The 25,309-nt window shown below is 42.9% G+C and carries 20 protein-coding genes; 9 read left to right on the top strand and 11 right to left on the bottom strand.

What is annotated here, in order from left to right:
* Window positions 1-5 precede the first annotated feature (5 nt).
* Window positions 6-296, bottom strand: a complete 291-nt coding sequence (locus AACW90_RS18250) for a co-chaperone GroES (RefSeq protein ID WP_195704535.1) — start codon at window positions 294-296, stop codon at window positions 6-8.
* A gap of 253 nt (window positions 297-549) precedes the next feature.
* On the opposite strand from AACW90_RS18250, the gene AACW90_RS18245 reads away from it, so the two are divergent.
* The gene (locus AACW90_RS18245; protein WP_390237241.1) at window positions 550-825 is read left to right on the top strand and encodes a DUF3624 domain-containing protein; all 276 of its coding nucleotides are present in this window, start codon (window positions 550-552) and stop codon (window positions 823-825) included.
* A gap of 155 nt (window positions 826-980) precedes the next feature.
* Here the strand turns inward: AACW90_RS18245 and AACW90_RS18240 are convergent, their stop codons facing one another.
* From AACW90_RS18240 to argC, 5 genes are all read right to left on the bottom strand, one after another.
* A complete protein-coding gene (locus AACW90_RS18240; protein WP_390237239.1) occupies window positions 981-2,465 on the bottom strand; it encodes an alkaline phosphatase family protein in 1,485 nt (494 codons plus the stop codon).
* Between the two features lie 389 nt (window positions 2,466-2,854).
* Window positions 2,855-4,729 (bottom strand): argininosuccinate lyase, encoded by a 1,875-nt coding sequence (argH, locus tag AACW90_RS18235; protein ID WP_390237237.1) that lies wholly within the window; start codon window positions 4,727-4,729, stop codon window positions 2,855-2,857.
* 138 nt (window positions 4,730-4,867) lie between these two features.
* Window positions 4,868-6,079 (bottom strand): argininosuccinate synthase, encoded by a 1,212-nt coding sequence (locus AACW90_RS18230; RefSeq protein WP_390237235.1) that lies wholly within the window; start codon window positions 6,077-6,079, stop codon window positions 4,868-4,870.
* 89 nt (window positions 6,080-6,168) lie between these two features.
* Window positions 6,169-6,957 (bottom strand): acetylglutamate kinase, encoded by a 789-nt coding sequence (gene argB / locus AACW90_RS18225; protein WP_390237233.1) that lies wholly within the window; start codon window positions 6,955-6,957, stop codon window positions 6,169-6,171.
* Window positions 6,958-6,965: 8 nt separating this feature from the next.
* Window positions 6,966-7,970 carry an N-acetyl-gamma-glutamyl-phosphate reductase gene (gene argC / locus AACW90_RS18220; RefSeq protein ID WP_390237231.1) on the bottom strand — a complete coding sequence of 335 codons (1,005 nt, stop codon included), beginning with the start codon at window positions 7,968-7,970 and terminating at the stop codon, window positions 6,966-6,968.
* Window positions 7,971-8,126: 156 nt separating this feature from the next.
* Between argC and argE the strand changes: the two genes are divergently transcribed.
* From argE to AACW90_RS18205, 3 genes are all read left to right on the top strand, one after another.
* Entirely contained in the window at window positions 8,127-9,323 is a 1,197-nt protein-coding gene (gene argE, locus AACW90_RS18215) for an acetylornithine deacetylase (protein ID WP_390237229.1), read from the top strand.
* Between the two features lie 233 nt (window positions 9,324-9,556).
* Window positions 9,557-12,190 (top strand): phosphoenolpyruvate carboxylase, encoded by a 2,634-nt coding sequence (ppc, locus tag AACW90_RS18210; RefSeq protein ID WP_390237227.1) that lies wholly within the window; start codon window positions 9,557-9,559, stop codon window positions 12,188-12,190.
* 395 nt (window positions 12,191-12,585) lie between these two features.
* The gene (locus AACW90_RS18205; protein ID WP_390237225.1) at window positions 12,586-13,125 is read left to right on the top strand and encodes a PadR family transcriptional regulator; all 540 of its coding nucleotides are present in this window, start codon (window positions 12,586-12,588) and stop codon (window positions 13,123-13,125) included.
* A gap of 77 nt (window positions 13,126-13,202) precedes the next feature.
* On the opposite strand, the gene metF is transcribed toward AACW90_RS18205, so the two are convergent.
* The 3 genes from metF to AACW90_RS18190 all read right to left on the bottom strand — a co-directional run bounded on the left by metF (window position 13,203) and on the right by AACW90_RS18190 (window position 17,932).
* Window positions 13,203-14,090 (bottom strand): methylenetetrahydrofolate reductase, encoded by an 888-nt coding sequence (gene metF / locus AACW90_RS18200; protein ID WP_195704544.1) that lies wholly within the window; start codon window positions 14,088-14,090, stop codon window positions 13,203-13,205.
* Between the two features lie 269 nt (window positions 14,091-14,359).
* A complete protein-coding gene (locus tag AACW90_RS18195; protein WP_390237222.1) occupies window positions 14,360-16,765 on the bottom strand; it encodes a bifunctional aspartate kinase/homoserine dehydrogenase II in 2,406 nt (801 codons plus the stop codon).
* Window positions 16,766-17,932, bottom strand: coding sequence for an O-succinylhomoserine (thiol)-lyase (locus tag AACW90_RS18190; RefSeq protein WP_390237384.1), 1,167 nt, complete (start codon window positions 17,930-17,932; stop codon window positions 16,766-16,768).
* A gap of 217 nt (window positions 17,933-18,149) precedes the next feature.
* Between AACW90_RS18190 and metJ the strand changes: the two genes are divergently transcribed.
* On the top strand, window positions 18,150-18,470 hold the full coding sequence (gene metJ, locus AACW90_RS18185; RefSeq protein ID WP_195704547.1) for a met regulon transcriptional regulator MetJ: 321 nt from the start codon (window positions 18,150-18,152) through the stop codon (window positions 18,468-18,470).
* 159 nt (window positions 18,471-18,629) lie between these two features.
* Here metJ and AACW90_RS18180 read toward each other — a convergent pair whose 3' ends face one another.
* Together AACW90_RS18180 and rpmE are read right to left on the bottom strand one after the other, a co-directional pair.
* Window positions 18,630-19,889 carry a malic enzyme-like NAD(P)-binding protein gene (locus tag AACW90_RS18180; RefSeq protein ID WP_390237219.1) on the bottom strand — a complete coding sequence of 420 codons (1,260 nt, stop codon included), beginning with the start codon at window positions 19,887-19,889 and terminating at the stop codon, window positions 18,630-18,632.
* Between the two features lie 178 nt (window positions 19,890-20,067).
* Window positions 20,068-20,283 carry a 50S ribosomal protein L31 gene (gene rpmE, locus AACW90_RS18175; protein ID WP_195704549.1) on the bottom strand — a complete coding sequence of 72 codons (216 nt, stop codon included), beginning with the start codon at window positions 20,281-20,283 and terminating at the stop codon, window positions 20,068-20,070.
* Window positions 20,284-20,564: 281 nt separating this feature from the next.
* Here rpmE and priA point away from each other — a divergent pair, with 281 nt between their 5' ends.
* The 4 genes from priA (at window position 20,565) to hslV (ending at window position 25,284) form a co-directional block, all read left to right on the top strand.
* A complete protein-coding gene (priA, locus tag AACW90_RS18170; RefSeq protein ID WP_390237217.1) occupies window positions 20,565-22,766 on the top strand; it encodes a primosomal protein N' in 2,202 nt (733 codons plus the stop codon).
* Between the two features lie 180 nt (window positions 22,767-22,946).
* Window positions 22,947-23,951, top strand: coding sequence for a DNA-binding transcriptional regulator CytR (cytR, locus tag AACW90_RS18165; RefSeq protein ID WP_195704551.1), 1,005 nt, complete (start codon window positions 22,947-22,949; stop codon window positions 23,949-23,951).
* 131 nt (window positions 23,952-24,082) lie between these two features.
* Window positions 24,083-24,631: an SPOR domain-containing protein gene (locus AACW90_RS18160; RefSeq protein WP_275135036.1), complete on the top strand. Its 549-nt coding sequence runs from the start codon at window positions 24,083-24,085 to the stop codon at window positions 24,629-24,631.
* Window positions 24,632-24,765: 134 nt separating this feature from the next.
* On the top strand, window positions 24,766-25,284 hold the full coding sequence (hslV, locus tag AACW90_RS18155) for an ATP-dependent protease subunit HslV (protein WP_275135037.1): 519 nt from the start codon (window positions 24,766-24,768) through the stop codon (window positions 25,282-25,284).
* Window positions 25,285-25,309: the final 25 nt, after the last annotated feature.

Here is a 25,309-nt window from a genome sequence, read left to right as displayed (position 1 = left end):
CTTGCTTATTCAACAATAGCCATGATGTCGTTTTCAGACATGATCAACACTTCTTTACCATCAATTTTCTCAGTTTTAGTGCCGTAGCCTTCTGCGAAAATGATAGTATCACCAACTTTAACGTCCAAAGGCTGAACAGTACCGTTTTCTAAAATACGGCCATTGCCTACCGCTAGAACTGTGCCGCGAGTAGATTTCTCCGCAGCAGAGCCTGTTAGAACAATGCCACCTGCAGATTTTGATTCAACTTCTTTGCGTTCAACGATAACACGGTCGTGTAAAGGACGAATATTCATTGGGTCGTCTCTCCTGATTGTTGTTTCCATTAATGTAATTTAGTACTGAATTATCAGCGCGTGAAAGTTAAGTGGGGGACAAGAGGCAAAATCCCAAGGGTAAAACCAAATTTTTTACGATAGAAGTCATTTTTTTTTAGCCTAAACCGAGTTTTTTAGACAAAAGTCCGTTTTTGTATGACTGGACGTACTAATTGCACTGCACCTCAGACTAGTTCAGAATCGAACTAAGTGTCTAACTGGTACAAAAATCATGGCTTGTAAGGATTGTGAAGATAACTGGTTTTGGAAAAAAATAGGTCGTTGCAAACGATGTATGGACCAACTAACCGTGCTTTCTGTTCTTTGCTGGATCGTGTGGTGGTTTGGTTACAGAGATGACTTTAAAAGTGTCGAGTCCATTGCATTAATATTTTCTGGTTTTGCCTTTAATATTCTTCTTTTTTTGCACCTCTGGTTTAAATTTGTGATATTCCCAATGCAAAAAAGAAGACATCGCGAAGGTAAAAAAACCGCCCGTAGACGGTAATTCCGTTCGCATAAGAAAAAGTATTCGTCGTCATTCCCCTGAAAACGGGAATCTGTGTGGGTTTAGATCCCCACTTTCGTGAGGATGACGAAGTTTGATGTCTTTAAGTTAACAGCATTAGCTCGTAGGCGGCTTAAAGTCAGCATTAACTCTTTCTATTTAGAAAGAGTTAATGCTTCATTCATAACATGATAAAGATAGTTCTGCTCAACCACACCTTGGAACAGGTAAGCCTGTGGACCTCGAGCAAATACGGCTACGTCTTCCCCTGAGTGTGTTTCTGAACTTAAACGAACGAGTGACTGTTGCTTATAATCTAACGCCATTACTTGCGACTCGGTTAAGTCTGAGCGCTCTCCTTTAACGGCACCGGGACCATTTCCATAGGTGAGCGTGGTGTACTTTTTACCAAACTCATCTTGGCTAAATTTGCCCTTTGATTTAGATAAACCCAAAATATTGTTACCACGAACTGAGTAACCATTCATGACAAGTGTATGCGCGTGGTCAGCAGTAACAATGACTAAGGTGTCGTCTAAGTTCGTCTTCTCCAACGCCGCTTTGATTGCCTCATCATAAGCAATGGTATCTTCTAGCGCACGTTTTGCATTACCATCATGGTGAGCATGATCTATACGTCCAGCTTCAACCATCAATACATAGCCTTCGTTGTTTTTAGACAGTATATCAATCGCTTTAGAAGTCATTTCTGCAAGAGAAGGTTCATCATTACCACGATCCGCCTCATATTTCATGTGACTGCTTTCAAACAAACCAAAGGCGCGGGTTGTATTCGCATCAAGCTTGTCGAAACCCGTTTGATCATAGACATATTGACCTTCAGGGTGTTTAGCCTGCCACTCTTCTACAAGGTTACGGCCATCTTTACGCTTTCCGTTCTTACCTTCTGAATCCGTCACACTTGCCGGTAAAAACTCACGGCGACCGCCACCAAAAGCGACCTGAATACCGTCACCTTTATCAAAGTTCACAAACTGAGTAGCAATATCGACACAACCTTGATTTTTAGCAATATTAGGAACATCGTGCTCCCAATTACGATCAGCGCTATGTGCATACGTTACCGCAGGTGTCGCGTGAGTAAGTCGTGCTGTACTTACAACACCAACCGACATACCTCGTTCAGCCGCCAGTTCCCAAGCAGTTGTCGTCTCATTACCTAACGCCGTATTACAAAAGCCACGCTGTACATTGTCATTGACCGAGATAGTACCCGCTTTGGTCTTAACACCTGCGACCATCGCAGACGCTGTACCTGCCGAATCAGGAATCTGCATATCTGTATTGTATGTTTTAACCAATGCCGCATGAGGTAAGCTTTCCATCGCCAAGCTATATTCTTCCCCCAATAAACCGCGACGTTGACCTTCAAATATACGGGCTGCCGTAATAGTACCAACGCTCATTCCATCACCTATGAATAAGATGACATTTTTTGCTGGCTTGTCGATTGGCATCGTAGTTTTCGCTTTGGCGATAGCGGCTTGTGCCTCGGTGTACCACACATCGTTTTGTTGTGGTATTTCAACCGCTGTTGTGGTGCTTGAACTATTGCTGCTACAACCCACTAGGCCTACGAGCAAACCGCTGATAGCGAGTGTTAATTGACGTCCTTTCACAAGGTTTCTCCAATTTAGAATTAAATGATTTATTGCATACATGATTAACAGCTAAATAGGCTAACGAACGATATGTGACAGGAGATAACACTCAAGTGAAGGTTTTTTGAAGGTTTTGTTAACTGGTAATGATATAACATAACAAAAACAATGTGTTATGTTGTGCCAATTTAAGTAATTTTGTGCATAATTATACCAATTTCACTCACTCACTGGCTATAAAAAGAAAAAGCCCCTAATCCAAACCGGATAGGGGCTTTCTTAGATTCTTCTAAGAAAAAGCAGTGGTACTTAATAAGACCGGGCTTTTCCTAAAATGTTCCCCAAAAAAGATCATTTATTTTTTATATGTGCTAATACCTGTCTCTTTTACATTTTATTTCAATAGATTAGGCAACGCTAACACGAATAATTGTTTGCTCACAAAGATCAATCTCTAATGCAACTTCATCACAAGCATGGATTCTCGGACACTGCTCACAATCTTTCAGTACTTTTTCAGGAAGCAAGCTTTTCGACGTCGGTAAGAAATTCTGTTTCATAAAGAACTCTGGAGTACGCGTTAGCACAAAAACTTTCTGTATCGCCATCTGCTTAGCTTTCGTCACTAAATGTTGCACAATTGCGGTGCCTTGGCCTTGTCTGTGCCACCCAGCTTCAATCCCTAGTGATCGTATTTCAGCTAGACCAGAATCATATACATAGAGTGAAGCACAACCGGTAACCTCACCTTGATGCTCTACCACAGCAAAGGAACCAATATCTCGAATAAGCTCACTGCGATTACGAGGTAAGTTTTCACCCATATTAGACCAATAAGCCACCATTCCCTCTAATGCATCGATATCGGTAAGTCTCGCAACTCGAACCTTAATTGCAGAGACATTTCTCTTCTCTAAACGTTGTTGTGCATGATCTACGGCATAAGCGACCTGTTGAGGAGAAACCCCACCAAGCGCAGAACGTTTATCTAAACATGATTCTATCGTCAGTATCTCGTATACGTCATCTTCAATAACGTTTGAGAACACCTTCAATTCCTCAATCGAAAGTTCTTCTAAAGCGCACCCTTTTTCTATCGCTCCCACTACCGCAACACCGACGATATGATGCGCTTCACGGAATGGAATATCTTTCGCGACTAAATAATCGGCTAACTCTGTCGCATTCGCGTAACCTTGCTTAGCCGCTTCTAATGTACGTTCACTATTTACTTTCAGACCATCGAAGCAAAGCGCCGCCATTTCCATGCAATCGTTCCACGTATCTAACGCATCAAATAGTCCTTCTTTGTCTTCTTGCATGTCTTTGTTATAAGCAAGAGGAAGAGCTTTAACCGTCATCATCATGGCCGCTAATGAACCATATACACGACCACATTTACCACGGATAAGTTCTAATGCATCCGGGTTTTTCTTTTGCGGCATCAAAGATGAACCAGAGGTGACGGTATCGGCTAACTCTATGAAGTTAGACTCACCTGAATTGTAGAAGATCATATCTTCAGCAAGACGAGAAAGGTGCAGCATTGAAATAGAAGCAATAGACATCAGCTCCATCACATGATCACGGTCAGAGACTGAATCTAAACTATTACGAGTGGCCCGACGAAAACCCAAGTTATGAGCAAGATCTTGACGATCCATTGGATAAGCGGTTCCCGCAAGGGCACCAGACCCCAATGGGCATGTATCAAGACGATTTATTGCATCCCCCAAACGTGAGTAGTCACGCTCAAACATCTCGACGTAAGCGAGGCACCAATGGGCAAATGTTACTGGTTGCGCTCTTTGTAGGTGTGTATAACCGGGTAAAACGGTACCTTGATGTTGCGATGCAACATTAACGAGTTGGTTTTGCAAACGATCTAGAACAATAAGAAGGTGTTGGCCTTGTTGACGACACCATAGTTTTAGATCGGTTGCTACTTGGTCATTACGTGAACGGCCTGTGTGAAGCTTCTTGCCAAGATCACCGACTTTACTAATGAGCTGTTGCTCTACCCAACTATGAATATCTTCTGAATCAGATTTAAGAATCTGCTCAGGATCTTCCATGACTTCTAACTTTAATTCGTTTAAAGCTAGCTCTAATTTTTGCTGTTCTATCTCGCTTATAACGCCCACAGAACGTAATGCTTTCGACCAGGCTATTGAACCGACAATATCTTGCTCAGCTAATCGGTAATCAAAGCGAAGTGAATCGTTGAACTCTTTGAACCGAGTATCTGCTGCTTGGGTAAATCTGCCACCCCATAATGCCATTGTGTATCTCCTGATCTAAACGGAAGCTAATTATTATAGTTAGTTAGTGTGCTATTGGGTGCTAAACACCCGGCTGTAGATACTAGCGATATACAACCGAGAATCAAGCTTCTGTTATATTACTTTTGCGAATTACCTTTACTTCTGCATGTTCATAGTACGAATACGGCTTGCTAGTGAATATAAACGGATGAATCCTTCGGCATGGCTTTGGTCATAGACTTCATCTTCACCAAATGTCGCAAATTTTTCACAATATAGACTGTTTTCAGAACGTTTCTGAGTCGCCGTAGCCTGACCCTTGTAAAGTTTAATTACCACCTCACCGTTTACGTCTTGAGCAAGGCTCTCTGTTGCTGCAAGGATAGACTCGCATAACGGAGTGAACCAACGGCCATCATAGATTAGGTGAGCGGCTTTTACGCCTAATTCTTCACGGAATTCAAATGAGCTTTTATCCAGTACGAGTTGTTCAACGGAACGGAGTGCTTCCATCATAATAGTGCCACCCGGCGTTTCATAACAACCACGTGACTTCATTCCTACTAAACGGTTTTCAACGATATCAATACGACCAATGCCGTGCTCAACACCTTTCTCATTCAGGTACATTAGCGCGTCGTATGGCTTCATATCTACGCCATCAACAGCAACAACTTCGCACTTTTCCACTTTGATTGTTACATATTCGGCTTCGTTAGGTGCCTCTTCAGGGCTTTTTGTCCATGCCCAACAATCATCATTTGGTGCATTCCACGTTTTTTCAAGAACACCACCTTCTGTTGAGATATGCCATGCGTTCGCATCACGAGAGTAAATCTTTGTTAAAGACGCAGAGCATGGAATATTGCGTGCTTCTAGGTAATCTAAACATTCTTCACGGCTCACTAAATCCCACTCACGCCAAGGGGCAATAACGTGTAGATCCGGGGCCAACGCAGCGAATGCACCTTCAAAACGAACTTGATCATTGCCTTTACCGGTACAACCGTGTGCGAGTGCATCCGCACCAACCTTCCGAGCGCACTCAACCTGCGCCTTGGCGATTATTGGGCGAGCCATTGAGGTACCTAAAAGATATTTACCTTCGTACAATGCACCCGTTTTTAAAGAAGGATAGATATAATCCTTAACCATCTCTTCTTTAAGGTCTCCTATATAGACTTCAGACGCGCCAGAAGCGAGGGCTTTTTCTTCAACACCTTCTAACTCTTCAGCACCCTGTCCAACATCCGCCACAAAAGCGACCACTTCACAGTTATAATTCTCTTTCAACCATGGAATGATTACTGATGTGTCTAGACCGCCGGAATAGGCTACGACTACTTTTTTTACTTCAATCTTGCTCATTGTGTTTCTCCTGGTCTCCCGGACTGCTCTGGCGGTCAGTACATCGGGTATAAAATCTGTTGTGTTAAAAGTTATGTTTATCTAAATTTTTACTGCGGCAAGAACTGCGTACCTATGCTCTTACCTGCGAACAATTCGCTTAATTTGTCTGGATAACGCCACGTTGCAACTTCGATTGGTCTGCCAAGTTCGTTAGCGGCATCAAGTGCGGCTTCTACTTTGACGATCATACCGTCTGTAATCACCTTGCTTTGAATCAGGGCCTGTGCCTGTGTTTTGTCTAGGTTAGGCAGCAAGTGCCCCTTTCCATCCAACACACCACTGACATCAGAAAGCAGCACTAGCTCTGCGTCTAAAGCGCTTGCTACGGCGACCGCGGCTTGGTCGGCATTCACGTTCATCATCTGGCCTTTGTCCGTTAAGCCAATCGAGCTAATAATAGGCAATGCACCTGTGGCTAATATCGCTTTCACCACCGCCGGGTCACCGGCGCTCGCTTTACCTACTGCCCCGAGTGCAGGATCCAGCTCTTCCACCTTACAAAGACCACCGTCTGCCAAACAAAGGCCGACGGCTTTGAGTCCATTTTTAACGGCTTCACCTTGCAGTGATTTGTTTGCTGTCCCAGCCAATGCGCCCGCAATAACCGGTATTTGGTCATAAGGTGTAACCCGCAATCCATTTTTCTTTACTGTCTTAAGTTGAAGCTTATCCATCAGATCATCAACAAGGTAACCGCCACCATGAACGATAACGAGTTCCCTATTTGCCTGATGTTTATAGTGGTCAATAGCGTTAAAAAGTTTGCCTAGAGTATCGGTACTTGAAAGTGCTGCGCCGCCTAGCTTAATCACTAATGGTTTTAGATTTTGATTCATATTTATTCTCACAGAAGCGAAGTAAGCGGCTCAAAGCCGTTACGAATATTTAAACACTGCATCGCGTGGCTAGATGCCCCCTTCAAAAGGTTATCGATAGCCGAGACAACGATGACGTGTTCACCTTCCACCTTCCAACCGATATCGCAAAAAGGGGTAAACTCTACATCTTGTATCTTTGGAATGTCTTGTTGCTTTAAACGAACTGCAGGTTTATTTTGATAGGCTTTCTCGAAAGCGTTACTTACATCTTCAGCCGTTACGCCGACTGCAAGCTTCATTGTAATCGTGGCTAAGATGCCCCTTTTAAAATTACCTAAATGCGGAATAAAAATAACGTCACAGCCGAGATGAGACGCAATTTCAGGTTTGTGCCGATGACTGAACAGCCCGTAAGGTTGTAAGCTCACTTCACAAAAGCTATTGGTCATGCTCGCTTTGCGACCCGCCCCCGTTACGCCACTTGTCGCGTTAATAATTGGCCATTGATTAAGGTCTAACATGTTCATTTCGACCAATGGTTTTATCGCGAGTTGTGAAGCTGTGGGATAACAACCTGCAACAGCAATAAGGTCTGTATTTTTGATCTCTTTTTCATTCCACTCAGCAAGGCCATATACCGCGCCTTTAAGTAGATCAGAATGTTGATGGTCAAAACCATAATATTGGGAATAAAAGTCATCGGCTTGAACGCGATACGCCCCAGACAAATCAAAAACCTGACAACCCTGAGCCAAAAACTCAGGAGCCAAGTCATGACTAACTTCGTGAGCCGTCGCAAGAAAAACAACATCGCACGCCTCGGCGACAGCTTGAACGTCCGTCAGGGGTTGAACAAGCATTTCAACAACACCAGAAAGTTTACCGTGTAATGCGCTAATCTTTTTATTCGCGTCTAGACTATTGGCGGAAACATACAATCCTGTTAGCGTTAGCTCTGGATGTTTTGTGACCATGAGAGCAAGTTCCGCTCCGGTATAACCGCTTGCACCAATAATTGTGGTTTTTAACATCTTAACTTATCCAAATATTTGGGTAACTGACGACAGTCAAACTTGACTATTCATACTCAAAAAACGTCATTATTCGGTTTTTTATTCATAAATAATGATTTAATATGCTTTTTAACGTCTTAATGGTTATCTGTCAATAGGAGAAGCGAAGATAATATGCAATTACCTAAATTTATCGATGTATACAAGGGACTCATTTCGACCTCTTCTATCAGTTCAACAGACCCAAGTTGGGATGAAGGGAACAGCCAAGTCATCGAATTATTGGCTGATTGGTTAAAACAGATGCACTTTGAAGTGGATGTGGTTGAGGTTGAAAAAGGCAAATGCAACTTAATTGCTAAACGAGGTCAAGGCGAAGGCGGGCTGTTATTAGCAGGACACACTGACACTGTCCCCTTTGATCAAGGACAATGGAGTTTTGATCCACATACACTGACCGAATCGAACAACCGTTTTTATGGGCTAGGTACTGCGGATATGAAAGGGTTTTTCGCTTTCATTATTGAAGCGGTAAAAAAAATAGATTGGAAAACTCAAACCAAACCTCTGTATATACTCGCGACATGTGATGAAGAAACAACCATGCTCGGCGCGCGTCACTTTACCGATGATGCACCGATAAAACCAGATTATTGTATTATCGGCGAACCAACTAGCTTAGTTCCCATTCGCGGCCACAAAGGACACGTTGCCAATGCGATTAGAGTCACCGGCAAATCTGGCCATTCTTCAGACCCAGCATTGGGCGTTAACGCCATTGAGATAATGCATGAGGTGATGTACGCCCTAATGCAGCTAAAAAACCAGTTGGTGAAGGAATACCACCATCCGGGATTTGCCATCCCGTCACCAACGTTAAATTTAGGGCATATTCATGGCGGAGATAGTGCAAACCGAATTTGTGGTTGTTGCGAACTCCATTACGATGTACGGCCTCTACCTGGAATAAGCCTTGATGGCCTAGACAACATGTTGCGCGGGGCGTTAAAAGAAGTGGAAGCTAAATGGCCGAACCGTATTGAGATCCGTCCTTTACATGAACCTATCCCAGGATATGAATGCTCCAACGAACACTCTTCTCATCAACATTCATCACATGAACATACGTCACAAGAACTCGCTCCTCAAAAAAATAGTTTCATTGCAGGGATGGAAGCCATATGTGGGATGGAATCAGAGACCGTAAACTATTGCACTGAAGCGCCTTTTTTACAGCAGTTGTGCCCAACATTAGTTTTAGGTCCTGGATCTATAGATCAAGCCCATCAGCCAGATGAATTCTTAGCGTTTGAATTTATCGACCCAACTATTAACATTCTTTCTAAGGCAATTCGCCAGTATTGCTTCTAATCTTTAACCATAAGATCCAATCGTTGATCTTATACTTTTGATGCCATGTATAGGGTTGTGAAATTTTATTTCACAACCCTATAACTTAATCTGTTTTAGATGTGATCGTGGTCAAGTTAACGCCATTAAAATCATTGTGTCTTTGTCTTTATTTGACTCAAAGCACGGATATTCGCTAGATTGTACAGCTAGGAAGAAAATACACTGTAATTAAATTACGAGGCAGAAAGGAAATGAACGAGAAATATGCTGCTTTAAAAAGTAACGTGAGAACACTAGGTCACTTACTTGGCAACACAATTAAGAATGCGCATGGCGAAGAGATTTTAGAAAAAGTCGAACTAATACGCCAACTTTCAAAGTCTGCCGAGAGAGAAAACGATCAAGAAGCTCGTGAAGAACTCATTCAGGTAATATCTAACCTACCGGATAACCAGTTAAATCCGGTTGCGAGGGCATTTAACCAATTTCTGAACCTAACGAATATAGCAGAGCAATACCATACGATTTCTCGCCATTGCGATGCAAATATCTGCGAACCAGACGTTATCCACACACTCTTTTCAAAGCTAACGCAAAACAGTGTGAGCAAATTAGACACCGCACAGTCTATTAAAGATCTCAATATTGAACTGGTTCTTACTGCGCATCCGACTGAGATAGCTCGTCGCACCATGATAAATAAATTGGTGAAGATTAATAAGTGCCTTTCACAGCTCGAACTTAGTGACCTCTCTCCTAGAGAACGTGTAAAGCAAGAACGCCGACTAGAACAACTGATAGCTCAATCTTGGCATTCTGATGATATGCGTAAAGAACGCCCAACACCGCTTGACGAAGCTAAGTGGGGCTTCGCTGTTGTTGAAAACTCCTTATGGCAGGCGGTGCCCGAGTTTCTGCGTGAATTCAATGACAGCGTAACTGACTACCTTGGCGAAGGGATCCCTATTGATGCTCGTCCGATTCATTTCTCTTCTTGGATGGGTGGCGATAGAGATGGAAACCCATTTGTTACCCACGAGATTACTCATGAGGTTCTGCATCTATCACGCTGGAAGGCGGCCGACCTCTATCTAGCCGACATTATTGAGCTCGTCAGTGAGCTTTCAATGATCGAATGTACAAATGAATTAAGGCAACTAGCTGGTGATGCACATGAACCTTACCGTGCTGTACTTAAACAGATAAGAACACTACTCACAGACACACTCGAAGTACTGGATGCAAAAGTAAACAAAACGGAAGTTCCTAACAAAGCCATATTAGAGAAGGTAAGCCAATTATGGGATCCTCTCTACGCCTGCTACCAATCATTGCATCAATGTGGAATGGGCGTCATCGCTGACGGAGCATTGTTAGATAACCTTCGTCGGGTTAAAGCATTTGGTGTCCATCTTGTACGCTTAGATATCCGCCAAGAGAGCACTCGCCATTCAGATGTACTATCTGAACTTACTCGCTATTTAGGTATCGGCGATTATGACCATTGGAATGAACAAGATAGAATTTCTTTTCTAGTCAATGAATTAAGTTCAAAACGTCCACTTCTACCTCGTAACTGGCAACCTTCTGAACAGGTACAAGAGGTTTTAGACACCTGTAGGATAATTGCAAGTCAGTCTCGCGAAGCCTTCGGTTCTTATGTTATTTCAATGGCACGGACCGCATCGGATGTGTTAGCCGTTCATTTACTGCTTCAAGAGTCTGGCTGTCAGTTCCGTATGGACGTATGTCCACTATTCGAAACACTCGATGACTTGAATAATTCAGAAGCCGTCATCAAACAGTTGCTCGAGATTGATTGGTATAGAGGCTTTATCCAAAACCACCAAATGGTCATGATTGGCTATTCTGACTCAGCTAAAGATGCAGGAGTTATGTCTGCGGGTTGGGCCCAATATAGTGCCATGGATGCTTTAGTACGTGTTTGTGAAGAAGCCAACATCGAACTCACACTCTTCCATGGCCGTGGAGGCACCATTGGCCGTGGTGGTGCGCCAGCACATGCTGCGTTACTTTCTCAACCACCGAAAAGCTTAAAAGGGGGGTTGCGTGTAACGGAACAAGGAGAAATGATCCGCTTTAAGCTTGGGTTACCGGATATCGCAGTAAATAGCTTTAACCGCTACGCCAGCGCAATTCTTGAGGCCAACCTTTTACCGCCCCCAAGCCCGAAACAAGAGTGGCGCGACCTAATGGAAGTCTTGTCACAGGTCTCTTGTGAAGCATACCGTTCAATCGTTCAGGGGGAGCCCGATTTCGTTCCTTACTTTAGAGCGGCGACCCCAGAACGAGAGTTAGGCAAGCTTCCTCTCGGATCGAGACCATCAAAGAGAAATCCTAACGGTGGAGTGGAAAGTCTAAGGGCGATTCCATGGATATTTTCATGGAGCCAAAATAGATTGGTTTTACCCGCTTGGTTAGGGGCAGGTGAATCGATACAATACTCAATCGACAAGGGACACCAGAACCTATTAGAAGAGATGTGTCGTGAATGGCCTTTCTTCTCTACTCGCCTTGGTATGTTAGAGATGGTGTACACCAAAACCAATATCGAAATTTCCCGATATTACGATCAGAGACTAACGGACAAGTCACTTTGGCGAATAGGCGATCAATTGCGGGACCAACTGCAAAAAGATATTAAAGCTGTTCTCAATGTTGAGAACAACGAAAACTTGATGCAGAGCGACCCATGGGGGTTGGAGTCTATCCGATTGCGTAACGTCTATGTTTTACCTATGAATATTCTTCAAGCTGAGCTTCTATACCGAACTCGCCAATCAGATCAACCCTCTTCAGAACTAGAAGAAGCATTGATGGTGACTATAGCAGGTATTGCTGCTGGTATGCGCAACACTGGGTAGAATAAAAACCTAACAACAGGACAGTATGACTAGCAAAACTAGCATACTACTCTGTTTACAATCCAATTCGAGAGGTTTATCATCCTTTTGAGACAATTTGCCCTTTTTTTTTATTTTTACAACAAAATTTAGTGGTATGCTTACGCCCCGTTGTGCCCCAAAGATCGACTATACTCATAATAGGCATAATAATATGGAATCAAACTCCGCAAGTATCTAGGTGGAATTCGGCTGAAGATAGGGAATGACGAACAAACATAGATTTGTCGCTATTCTGAACTGCTAATAAGCAGATCTGTCGTTATTCTGAACTGCAAAATAATTAGTGTCACAAAAAGCACGGAAGCAGTTCAAAGTTGTGAGTTATTTGTATTACTAATTATTGGATTTAAGATATGTCATTACCACATGTAATCCTTACCGTTTTAAGCACTCGCGATGCTACCGGATATGATATAACCAAAGAATTTTCATATAGCATCGGCTATTTTTGGAAAGCGAGTCATCAGCAAGTTTATCGAGAGCTCAATAAAATGGCTCAAAATGAACTTGTCACCTGTGTTTTGCATCCCCAGGATGGGAAGCCAGATAGAAAAATTTACTCCATTGCCGAAGCTGGGCGTCGTGCACTCGGTGAATGGTTTGAACAACCAACAGCACAGGCAACAATAAGAGATGAGTTCAGCGCTAAGTTAATGGCTTGCGCAATCCAACCTACTGCTCCTTTCAGAGAACAAGTATCTATACTTATTGGTGAATCCAAACAGCTAGTCAGTCATTACAAAGAGATTGAAGCGACTTATTATGGTGATCCAACCAAGCTAGACAAGCACGCTAAATTAGAACGCCTTACTTTAAGACGTAACCTGTTAATACGTGAAGCTTGGATTAATTGGGCGGAAGAAGTTGTTGCTGAATTAAAACCCATGGACTAAAACGGCTTCGTTCTAGTCTTTGCTTTTAAATAAAAAGGGGTCATGTGAAAACATTGACCCTTTTTATTTATTACAGTTTATCTTGTTGGTCTTACTCCTAATGTATGGCACAACGCAAACGTCATTTCAGCACGATTAAGAGTATAGAAATGAAAATCTTTCACGCCTTCTCTGCTTAAAATTCTTACCATATCAATAGCTTGACTCGCACCAACCAATTGTCGAGTTGTTGGGTCATCTTCTAAACCGCTAAATTGCTGTGCCATCCAACCCGGTACTTTCACGTTATTCATTGCGGCAAAACGAGAGGCTTGCGTAAAGTTAGAAACGGGCAGAATCCCCGGTATTATCTCTGCGTCAATACCCGCACTCACACAACGATCTCTAAATCTTAGGTAGCTTTCAACATCAAAGAAAAATTGAGTTATTGCACGATTAGCACCTGCATCCACCTTTCTTTTTAAATTAAGTAAGTCTGACTGTGCACTTTTTGCTTCTGGGTGAACCTCGGGAAACGCCGCCACTGAGATATCAAAATCATGTCGCGACTTGAGCAAAGTAACCAAGTCCGATGCATACATATTTGGTACACCACCACCAGCCGGAATATCACCGCGTAGTGCGACGATATTGCGTATACCATTTGCCCAATAGTCATCCGCAATATCTATAAGCTCATCACGGCTTGCGTCAATACAGGTTAAATGTGGCGCAGCCACCAAGCCTGTCTGATCTTTAATTTCTTTGATAATAGAATGGGTACGGTCACGTTCACCAGAGTTTGCCCCGTAGGTAACCGACACAAATTTAGGTTGAAGTGTTTTCAAACGGTGCACAGAGTTCCACAACGTTTCTTCCATTTTTTCGCTACTTGGCGGAAAAAATTCAAAAGAAACATTAATATCACCAAGCTCCGCGATATTCTGATTTAAGGCATCTAGATGACTAGCGTGTGAATAACTCATAGTTCTCTCTCATTCGGGCTGATCGAATTTGTATTTCTGTTTTGACGTTTAGACGTCTATATGTCTGTAGAATGTAATGAAATGGGATTAATGTCAACATGATGTTCATGAAAATTTTTCATGATATTGGTGAGAGATATTCAAGGGGAATGTAGGACGGACTAAGGTTGGTTAACATGAATTCGGCTCTGGAGATAGATCGATATCCCCATGATAATGACAAGTAAAACCGCCACTGCCCCTTTAAAGGCAGTAGCTAGCGTTTATATTTAAAACAGGTTTGATAATCGATTAATATCCGATTGGATCGCCCCGGCGGTCACTTCTCTGCCCGCACCTGGTCCTCTAATCACCAACGGGTTGTCCTTATACCAAGCACTTTCTATCGCAAAGATATTGTCACAGGGAAGCAAGTTAGCCAAAGCATGCTCTTTATTTAGCGCCTCAATGCCTACGGTTGCTTTACCACCTTTCTGTAAACGAGCCACATAACGCAGTACTCTATCTTCACGCTGTGCTTTTTCTAGACGTTCAGCTAGCTGTTCACTTAGCAACTGACCTTGGTCGAAAAACTGATCGATGGACAGATCTTTCAACTCGTCCGGAACAAGAGACGCCACTTTTACGCTCTCTGGTTCAATCGTCAACCCTGACTCACGCGCCAAAATAATAAGTTTCCGCATTACATCTGACCCGTCTAAATCGCAACGAGGATCAGGTTCCGTTAACCCTTGTTGCCAAGCCAATTCAACCAACTCGCTAAATGGAATAGACCCATCAAATTGTTGGAAAAGCCACGATAGAGTACCTGAAAATATTCCAGAGAATGCTGTGATTTCATCGCCACTTTCGCGCAAATCACGAACCGTATGATTGATCGGTAACCCTGCACCCACAGTTGCATTATATAGCCAATGACGCCCTGTTTTTGCAAATGCATCCTGTACTTTATGGTAAAACTCACTTGAAGCAGAACCCGCAACTTTATTGGCAGAAATTAGGTGTAAGCCTTTTTCAGCAATAGTGGGGTATTTCATTGATACCGCCTCACTCGCCGTCACGTCGAGTACGATTACCTCATCATACTCTTGTTGGTGACTGAGTTGCTCTAGCCATTCATTACCATCACTTTCTATTGCTTCATCTTCATAACGACTAAGTACACTCGAGGCCTCAATACCGGCCATATTCATCCAATACGTCTGGCTACCCACGACACCTATTAATTCAAAACTCATACCTCGACGTTTTTCTATTTCGCCTTTCTGTTTAGCGAATAGTTCGAGCCAACTAGAACCGATATTGCCTTTACCACATAAAACCAAACCAATTCGCTTTTGTGCTTGAAAGAGTTGAGTGTGAATTCCCTGAACTAAAACAGAGGTATTAGACGTACGTAAAACGGCCGCTAGGCTCAAACCTGATTCCGCTTCACACATAAATTCGACTGGTGCATTTTTTAGCTGCTGATAAAAGCCATGACTATGAATTGGGTTTTTCGTTACACCAGCACCAACAGCGGCGACCATTGAATAGCCTTCTTTAAGCCGAATATCTGCCTCCGTTGCCGAGTCATGTAGATAACTAAGGGCACCGGATGCGACTTCTGCTGTGTAGGCAAGAAGCAGCTCGCCTTGATCCGCTTGAACTTCATAAGCCAACGGTTGTAACTGAGCGCGTTGGAGTCTTTGTAGCACTTCTTCTTTGGCTCTTTCAAATTCATGTGCGTGGCTAAATATCAGCTCAATAAGCAAAACTTCATCAAGGGAGGTCACTATCTTCGCCCCTCGACCCGAAGCCAACACCCTTTCGATTCTGGTTGAGCCGGCTTCTGGTTGGTAGCTACATCGAAGCTCTAAATCCATCGCACTTTGAGCCACGGGTTGCAGTGTTCTGCTATGTAGCACAGGTGCTGCCAACCTAGCTAACTCACTGGCCTCATCTAAGCGTAGAAGAGGCAATAAACAGGCATCATTAACCTTTCGAGGATCGGCACTATAGACACCACAGACATCGCTCCAAATAGTCACTCGATGAGCTTCCGCTAATGCACCAATAACCGTCGCAGAGTAATCAGAACCATTTCGGCCAAGCAAAACCGTATCCCCTTGACGATTCTTGGCCATAAAACCGGTAATTACTAATCGGTGTTGAGAATGCTGTGCCAATACGTCTTTCAATAATGGCCATGAGCTCGAACGATCAACCTCTGGTTGCGTGCCGATATCCGCTCTCAAAAAGTCACGTGAATCGATAGCGACTGCCGCCATTTTTGCTTGACACAAGAGCTGTGAAAGCAACCTTGAAGACCACACTTCCCCAAGCCCAAGAACCTGAGCTTCTTGCTCTATTGTTAATGGGCTTTGTAAATCACCTAGGGCAGTAAACTCGGTATGAAGATGGTCCAACATTTTATTGGGTTCATCAATTAACTGTTGTATCAAATCTGACTGAAATCGACGCAATTCCGTCAGTATCTCATGTGCCGTTCGTCCATCTTTCTTTAAAGCACTCAGCCAATTGATGAGTTGATTGGTCGTGTCTCCAGCCGCAGAAACAACAATTAAATCTTCACTTTGAGAGTACTCGGCAAGAATATTTCTTACTCGTTTATAACACTCTGGATTGGCTAAGCTGCTTCCACCAAATTTATGAAGTTGACGTGTAGCGGTCATTTAAGCTGTCTCCTGAACTTTTTTAAATGCATTATCAAGATCTTCGATGAGGTCTTCACTATCTTCTAGCCCAACCGATAGCCTTAACAGTGTTTGTGCTATCCCTGCCTCTTTTAAGGCCTCTTCACCCATTGCTCGATGTGTCATTGAGGCAGGATGACAGATTAAGCTTTCTACGCCACCAAGGGACTCGGCTAATGAAAAGAGCGATAAAGCGCCAACAAACGCTTCAAGCTTATCCATCGGGCCATTAAAATCAAAACTCAACATAGAACCAAAACCGGATTGCTGCTTTTTCGCAATTTCGTGGCCTGGGTGATCTGGTAGACTTGGGTGATATATAGTGCCAACAAGATCCTGTTTTGAGAGAAACGCTAAGATCTCACGAGAACTCTCTTCATGAATTCTCATTCGAGCGCCTAAGGTTCTTATGCCGCGTAACGTCATGTAACTATCAAACGGCGTTCCCGTCGCCCCAATACAATTTCCCCACCAAGCAAGCTCTTCGGCATGCTCTTCTGTCTTGGTAACGATAACCCCACCAATCACGTCCGAATGACCATTAATATATTTGGTTGTAGAGTGAATCACAAAATCCGCACCCAGATCTATAGGCTTTTGGTATATAGGTGTCATGAAGGTATTATCAACCGCGACCAGCGCGCCAACAGTGTGCGCTTTCTCGCACGTTTCTTGAATATCAACCACTCTAACCAATGGATTAGATGGTGTTTCTAGTAGCACCAACTTCGGTTTTTTGGCTAATGCTTCATCCAGTGCGCTTAGATCAGACTGATCAATAAATAAAACGTTAAAGTCCCCTTTTTGAGCCCGAGTATTAAAAAGTCGGTAGGTACCGCCATAACAATCATTCGGTGCAATAATAAGGTCATTAGGCCCAATAAAAGTAGAAACCCAAAGGTTTAGCGCTGACGTTCCGCAATTAGTGACTACCGCACCCTTTCCCGACTCTAGATCGGAAAGGGTTTGCTCTAACATGCCCCGATTTGGATTTCCTGAACGGGTATAATCATATTTAGGCACATCACCAAAACTTGGAAAGCTATAATTGGTCGACAAGTAAATTGGAGGCACAACGGCATGAAACTGAGAGTCAGATTCAATGCCCGTTCGAACGGCGATAGTGGCGGGTTTCTTTTGTTTCATGTGCTGGCTTTCCTTTGCGATCAATTCAGTTTTCATTTTTCTTTATCCGCTAACTATAACTGAATCTCGAACGTTAGAATTAATAACAAGACACTTTACTGTTAGTTTTTTAAGACGTCAATAGCTCTAGACGTCTATATGTCTTTGCTTATGGCAGTAAATCCCGCTAGAATTCTATCCCATAATTGTTTTATGACTATTTTGACAAAGGTGAGCAATGGCTGATTGGAATGGCGAATACATAAGTCCATACGCAGAACATGGAAAAAAGAGTGAGCAAGTTAAGAAGATCACCGTTTCCATCCCTCTGAAAGTTTTGAAAATTTTGACTGATGAACGAACTCGTCGTCAGATTAATAACCTACGACACGCAACGAATAGCGAACTGCTTTGCGAAGCATTCTTGCACGCTTATACAGGTCAACCATTACCAACAGATGAAGATTTGAGAAAAGATCGCCCTGATGATATTCCAACTGAAGTTAAAAAATTAATGACAGAAATGGGAATTGAATTTGAAGCGTTTGACGAAGAATAATTAATCGGTTGGGGGAGATACTTCAACCAATTGAATTATTTACACAAGCGGGATTATTTTTCTATTTACTTAATACCCATAAACCCGTCATTCCTGATATCACAGGAATGACGGGTTTATGGGTTAAAAACGATCAATGTGTTCTATTTTGAATCGCTGTTAGCACATGTAGTTCTCTGGTAGTTCAATTCTCGCAACACCAGACTCTACTGCGGCTACCGCGACGGCTCTGGCAACACGTGGAAGCAAGCGTGGGTCCATTGGCTTTGGTATAATATACTCTTTACTGAACTCTAGTTTACTTACCCCAGCAGCCTTCAATACACCTTCCGGTACAAGCTCTTTAGTCAATTGACGAATCGCCTCAACTGCGGCCAATTTCATCTCTATGTTTATTTCACTTGCACGCACATCTAACGCGCCACGGAAAATAAATGGAAAACAAATAACATTGTTTACCTGATTTGGGTAGTCTGAACGACCCGTCCCCATAATTAAGTCATCTCTGACTTGGTGTGCAATCTCGGGTTTAATTTCAGGATCTGGGTTTGAGCAAGCAAATACAACGGGTTTATCAGCCATCAATTTCAATGCTGCAGCTGGTAACAGATCTGGCCCTGATACACCTAAGAACAGATCAGCACCTTCAATAACATCCTCCAACGTACGTTTGTCTGTATTGTTGGCAAACATTTTTTTATATTCATTTAGATCTTCGCGACGAGTATGGATAACTCCCTTGCGATCCAACATGTAGATTTTCTCACGCTGAGCACCACACTTAATTAAAAGTTCCATACATGCTGTAGCGGCAGCACCTGCACCAAGACAGACGATGGTTGATTCCTCAAGCGTTTTACCTTGAAGCTCTATGGCATTAAGCATGCCTGCTGCTGTAACAATCGCAGTGCCATGTTGATCATCATGGAATACAGGTACATCACAACGCTCGATAAGTTGACGTTCAATCTCAAAGCAGTCAGGGGCTTTAATATCTTCTAAATTGATACCACCAAAGGTATCCGCAATGGCTGCGACTGTATTTACAAACTCTTCGGTAGTCCGATGTTTTACTTCAATATCGATGGCATCTAAATTAGCAAACCGCTTAAAAAGCAGTGCCTTACCTTCCATCACTGGCTTTGACGCCATTGGACCTAAGTTACCTAAACCTAAAATAGCAGTACCATTAGATATGACAGCTACCGTATTGCCCTTCGCCGTGTACTTGTACACGTTATCAACATTCTGTGCTATCTCGCGTACTGGCTCGGCAACGCCGGGGCTATATGCCAGCGCTAGATCTTCGGCAGAATCGGCAGGTTTAGTGAGTGCTATCGCCGTCTTACCTGGAGTCGGGTAAGCGTGATAATTAAGTGCTTGTTGACGAAAGTCATCTTGTTGGTTGTCTTCGGACATCAGATTTATTTCCAGTTGTAATTGGCAGGGGAGGTTTTTAGTATTCAGATAGATAGTAAATGATCGCGACAGAACTTCCTACATAGAAAAAGGTTTAAGTCATAAAGTTTATTTTTACTGTGAGATCAAAAAAAGGACGCATAAGCGTCCTTTTTTATTCGGAATTACAGCATAGCAATTACTTGCTAGATAGTGCACCGAAACGTTTGTTGAAGCGATCTACACGTCCGCCGGTATCAACGTTACGTTGCTTACCAGTGTAGAACGGGTGACATTTGTCACATACGTCTAAGTGGATAGATTCTTTTGCAAGAGTTGAGTTAAACTCAAAAGAATTACCGCAAGAACAAGTTGCGCTAACTGCTTTGTATTCTGGGTGGATACCTGTTTTCATGGGAAAACCTCATTATAGGCCGTGTCGCCATTCGATTCTAAGCCGAACACCACACGTATTTACACAAATTGGCATAAATTGATATACCGTCAAGGCGCAGTATACTAATGAAACACGCCATTGGAATCAACTCATTTGAATCTTTTTTCAACAAATTCTTCTTTTCGCGCCTAAATGACTCGCTCTGCGCACATTTTATGTCTACCACCTCCCTCTCGTAATTACATTGCGCATCAACTACACTATCTCCCTCGTTTCATTAAGCTGACTACTCATCAATAATGCGTCCAACCATTGCTCAAATAGCCCTACCAGTGCCGCTAGACAAGAGGTTTGATTATCTCATTCAAGCTCATCAATTTCCGGTTATCGGTGGTCGTGTATCCGTTTCATTTGGTAGACAAACACTTGTTGGAATAGTTACTGCAATGGTTCATCAATCCGACTTCCCAATAAATCAGCTAAAAAGCATCAAGCAGGTATTAGATGTCGAGCCTATTTGGCCAGATAAGCTTTACACACTTCTTAATTGGTGCAGTCAGTTCTACCAATACCCTTTGGGCGAAACTCTTAGTAATGCGCTACCAACGGCTCTAAGAAAGGGCAAAGCTGCTGAGTTTGCCTCGCTTATAGAATGGCAGATCACTGAAACTGGCAAAAATCAATTAATGAGTGGCCTTGGTCGTGCCGTGAAACAAGCTAAGGTAATGCACTTACTTGAAAATGGTTCGATAACACATCAACAAATGATTGATGAAGCGATATCCAGTTCAGTATTAAAAACCTTGGATGAAAAAGGTTGGATTGTTTCTACAGAAACAAAACCCAAGACGGCTTGTTGGCCTGAGGAACTAGAAAATGCAGATGAAAAACCAAAATTAAACGAAGAACAAGCAATTGCTATCGCCACAGTAAACAGCAATAGCAACTTTGGTTGTTATCTATTAGAAGGCGTAACAGGATCCGGAAAAACAGAGGTTTATCTGAATCTGATTAAACCTATTTTAGACGCTGGCAAGCAGGCCCTAGTTCTTGTCCCCGAGATAGGACTCACACCACAGACCATCAATCGATTCAAAAGAAGGTTCAATGTTCCCGTTGCCGTTATTCATTCTGGATTGAATGACACTGAAAGGCTCAATGCTTGGTTATCAGCAAGAGAACAACAAGCCGGCATTGTTATCGGTACTCGCTCCGCATTACTAACTCCATTTAAAGATCTCGGTATTATTATTGTCGATGAAGAGCACGACACGTCTTATAAGCAACAAGATAGCCTGAGGTATCACGCTCGCGATGTGGCCATAATGCGAGCTCATAAAGAAAATATTCCTATTGTTTTAGGTTCGGCCACGCCTTGCTTTGAAACCTTGCAAAATGCCATATCAGGCAAATATCATCATCTTATATTAAGTAAACGAGCAGGTAATGCCCTACCAGCCACACATAAGGTTTTGGATATAAAAGGCCTCTATTTAGAGGGCGGATTATCGGCGCCTTTAATTGCTGAAATGAGAAAGCACTTGGAGTCGGGCAATCAAGTCATGCTATTTCTAAACCGTAGAGGGTTCTCTCCTGCATTGATGTGTCATGAGTGCGGATGGATAGCGGACTGTAAAAGGTGCGATGCATACTACACCTACCATCAAAATAAAAATGAAATGCGATGCCATCATTGCGGCTCTCAACGACCAGTAGTCAATCAATGCCAGGGCTGTGGTTCGACGCAACTCGTCACGGTAGGCGTAGGCACAGAGCAATTGGAGCAGCAACTCGAATCACTATTCCCTGAATTTAAAACATTGCGGATCGATCGCGATAGCACAAGACGAAAAGGCTCATTGGAAGCAGCGTTAGAGAGCATTCGGAACAATGAAGTTCAAATACTTATTGGCACTCAGATGCTCGCAAAGGGCCACCACTTCCCTGATGTTACTTTAGTCGGTTTACTTGATGTGGATGGTTCTTTATTCAGCAGCGATTTTCGAGCCTCAGAGCGTTTAGCTCAACTCTTTATTCAGGTTGCAGGTAGAGCGGGTAGAGCAAGCAAACCGGGTGAGGTTTTATTGCAAACACATCACCCAGATCACCCTTTATTACAAGCACTTCTCTACAAAGATTACCACCACTTCGCACAAACTGCGTTGCTAGAAAGGAAGCGGGCGATGCTCCCTCCTTTCACCTATCTAACGTTATTTAGAGCGGAAGCAAATAACAGTGATTTGGTAGAAAACTTTTTGAGACAGGTCAGACACACACTTGAGTCCAATCCATTATTTGACAACTATTCTATGATCATGGGACCCACACCTGCACCTCTAGCAAAACGGGCAGGGAAAGCGCGATGGCAACTCCTACTGCAAACGCCACACAGAAGCACGATGCAAAAACTTTTACATAGTGCAAAGGCGGCCATACAATTGTTACCTTTAGCCAAGAAAGTTCGCTGGTCTATAGATATAGAACCCCAAGACTTAAGCTGATGATTCATCAAGCGAATGCATCGCGCTATTTATATTCGCCAATGCGACAAAGCTCACACAACTTATGCAAAATTTGTTACTCTACCCGTAAATTACATTTCTCTAAAGCAATACACTTAGAGCATAAACATATAGTTACATAACAGTTATCATCGTTAGGATATCAGAGGTTAATTATTTATGGCGACAATGAAGGATGTTGCCCAGCTTGCGGGTGTTTCAACCGCTACGGTCTCTCGCGCTTTAATGAACCCAGAAAAAGTTTCTGCGTCAACTAGAAAACGTGTAGAAGACGCTGTACTAGAAGCTGGATATTCCCCAAACTCTTTAGCTCGAAATCTCCGTAGGAATGAATCCAAAACAATTATCACCATTGTTCCAGATATTTGTGATCCATATTTTACAGAGATCATTCGTGGCATTGAAGACGCAGCGATGGAACATGGTTATCTAGTTCTACTTGGTGATAGCGGCAAACAGCAAAAAAGAGAAAGTTCTTTCGTTAATCTGGTTTTTACTAAACAAGCTGACGGTATGTTACTGCTTGGCACCGATTTACCATTCGATGTCAGTAAACCTGAACAAAAAAACCTCCCTCCTCTGGTAATGGCTTGTGAATACGCTCCGGAATTAGAACTACCAACCGTGCATATTGATAACTTAACATCCGCATTTGAAGCGGTTAATTATCTAACTCAAATGGGTCACAAAAAAATTGCGCAAATTTCTGGTCCAGAAAAGGCAGCGTTATGTAAATTCCGACATCAAGGTTATCAGCAAGCTTTACGCAGAGCCGGAATAGCACTCAATTCAACTTACACCACTCAAAGTAATTTCACCTTTGAAGGTGGCGCTAAAGCACTTAGAAAACTACTTTCATTACCAGACGCGCCAACAGCCATATTTTGCCACAACGATACCATGGCGATTGGTGCAATACAGGAAGCGAAAAAACTGGGTTTGCGTGTGCCTCAAGATCTGTCAGTGGTTGGTTTTGATGATATTCAATTCTCTCAATATTGTGATCCTCCATTAACCACAGTTTCTCAACCTCGTTATGAGATTGGACGCCAAGCAATGTTAATGATGCTAGAACTACTTAAAGGTAGAGACGTAAGAGCTGGTTCAAGATTACTTGAGACAAAACTTGTTATCAGAAATAGCGCAGCTCCCCCTAGAGCCTAGTGATTCAATCTGAAATAGAGATCTCTAGTTCACTCTCAAGCGGTGCTTTATGGCGCCGCTTTTTAAACTACAATTGTCTTCCAGATACATTTTGGATTACCATATTGATACCTAAATTTGGCTGACATGTTATGGCAAATAGAGATTACGTAAAACGGGGTCAAGGCACTCGTAAAAGCACGAGAAGCAAAAAGACGCCTACAAGAAAGCCGTGGAAAGCGGGTTTACTTGCCGTCCTTTTATTAGGAGGGTTTGGTTATGGCCTATATATCTTGAGTAATGATCCTGAGCCCCCTATTCCACCTGAAGTGAAACAAACGTCCAAACCTAAGACAACAACCAAAAAGAAAACCAGCTTGCCGGAATTGCCCAAAGAAGAATGGGATTACGTGAAATCTCTGCCGAACAAAGAGATTGAAGTAGAGGCAAAAAAACAGGTCGTATCAACCGTTCCATATATTATGCAATGCGGTGCCTTTAAGTCGCTGAGCCAGGCAGAAGAACGCAAAGTTAATATTGCCTTTCAAGGCATCAGCAGCAAAATTCGCAAGAAAGAAGGCAGCAGTTGGTATAAGGTGGTTTTAGGACCATATAAGCTCAAACGAAACGCAGAAAAAGACAAGCACGCATTACAAAGGGCCAAGATTGAACCCTGTGCTATTTGGAAAGAAACGCAATAAGCGACGCAAAAACAGAATATTATTCCCCCAAAAGCGAGATAGTTAACTATCTCGCTTTTTTCGTCCTTGAAATCCTTCTAGATTATCCTCATATATTCGCTATCTCACTAGTGAAATGAAAAGAGGCTATTCTCGTGACTACCATTGTATCTGTACGTCGTAATAATAAAGTTGTTATTGCTGGTGATGGACAAGTATCCCTAGGCAATACCGTAATGAAAGGGAATGCTAAAAAAGTTCGTCGTTTGTATAACGACAAAGTGATTGCAGGGTTTGCAGGCGGCACTGCTGACGCGTTTACTTTATTTGAACGTTTCGAAAGCAAGCTACAAATGCATCAAGGTCACCTCACAAAAGCCGCCGTTGAACTCGCCAAAGACTGGCGCAGTGATCGTGCACTTCGTAAACTAGAAGCGATTCTAGCTGTCGCAGACGAGACAGCGTCACTCATCATCACGGGCAATGGTGATGTGGTTCAACCAGAGAACGACTTAATTGCTATTGGATCTGGCGGCAACTTTGCTCAAGCTGCGGCTATCGCACTCTTAGAAAATACCGAACTGGATGCACGTGAAATAGCAGAGAAATCACTAAACATAGCGGGTGATATTTGCGTATTTACTAACCATCACCACACAATCGAAGAATTATAATTCTCTGCTCAGAATTGAGGAATAA

The organism is Vibrio frigidus (assembly GCF_042465995.1).
GTDB lineage: Bacteria > Pseudomonadota > Gammaproteobacteria > Enterobacterales > Vibrionaceae > Vibrio.
This window is presented reverse-complemented; position numbering and strand designations above follow the sequence as displayed.

Excerpts from the sequence above, each read along its gene's own strand:
- AACW90_RS18250 (WP_195704535.1), bottom strand. The coding sequence starts at position 296 with ATGAATATTCGTCCTTTACACGACCGTGTTATCGTTGAACGCAAAGAA.
- AACW90_RS18245 (WP_390237241.1), top strand. The coding sequence starts at position 550 with ATGGCTTGTAAGGATTGTGAAGATAACTGGTTTTGGAAAAAAATAGGT.
- argH (WP_390237237.1), bottom strand. The coding sequence starts at position 4,729 with ATGGCATTATGGGGTGGCAGATTTACCCAAGCAGCAGATACTCGGTTC.
- AACW90_RS18230 (WP_390237235.1), bottom strand. The coding sequence starts at position 6,079 with ATGAGCAAGATTGAAGTAAAAAAAGTAGTCGTAGCCTATTCCGGCGGT.
- argB (WP_390237233.1), bottom strand. The coding sequence starts at position 6,957 with ATGAATCAAAATCTAAAACCATTAGTGATTAAGCTAGGCGGCGCAGCA.
- argC (WP_390237231.1), bottom strand. The coding sequence starts at position 7,970 with ATGTTAAAAACCACAATTATTGGTGCAAGCGGTTATACCGGAGCGGAA.
- argE (WP_390237229.1), top strand. The coding sequence starts at position 8,127 with ATGCAATTACCTAAATTTATCGATGTATACAAGGGACTCATTTCGACC.
- ppc (WP_390237227.1), top strand. The coding sequence starts at position 9,557 with ATGAACGAGAAATATGCTGCTTTAAAAAGTAACGTGAGAACACTAGGT.
- AACW90_RS18205 (WP_390237225.1), top strand. The coding sequence starts at position 12,586 with ATGTCATTACCACATGTAATCCTTACCGTTTTAAGCACTCGCGATGCT.
- metF (WP_195704544.1), bottom strand. The coding sequence starts at position 14,090 with ATGAGTTATTCACACGCTAGTCATCTAGATGCCTTAAATCAGAATATC.
- AACW90_RS18195 (WP_390237222.1), bottom strand. The coding sequence starts at position 16,765 with ATGACCGCTACACGTCAACTTCATAAATTTGGTGGAAGCAGCTTAGCC.
- AACW90_RS18190 (WP_390237384.1), bottom strand. The coding sequence starts at position 17,932 with ATGAAACAAAAGAAACCCGCCACTATCGCCGTTCGAACGGGCATTGAA.
- metJ (WP_195704547.1), top strand. The coding sequence starts at position 18,150 with ATGGCTGATTGGAATGGCGAATACATAAGTCCATACGCAGAACATGGA.
- AACW90_RS18180 (WP_390237219.1), bottom strand. The coding sequence starts at position 19,889 with ATGTCCGAAGACAACCAACAAGATGACTTTCGTCAACAAGCACTTAAT.
- rpmE (WP_195704549.1), bottom strand. The coding sequence starts at position 20,283 with ATGAAAACAGGTATCCACCCAGAATACAAAGCAGTTAGCGCAACTTGT.
- priA (WP_390237217.1), top strand. The coding sequence starts at position 20,565 with ATGCGTCCAACCATTGCTCAAATAGCCCTACCAGTGCCGCTAGACAAG.
- cytR (WP_195704551.1), top strand. The coding sequence starts at position 22,947 with ATGGCGACAATGAAGGATGTTGCCCAGCTTGCGGGTGTTTCAACCGCT.
- AACW90_RS18160 (WP_275135036.1), top strand. The coding sequence starts at position 24,083 with ATGGCAAATAGAGATTACGTAAAACGGGGTCAAGGCACTCGTAAAAGC.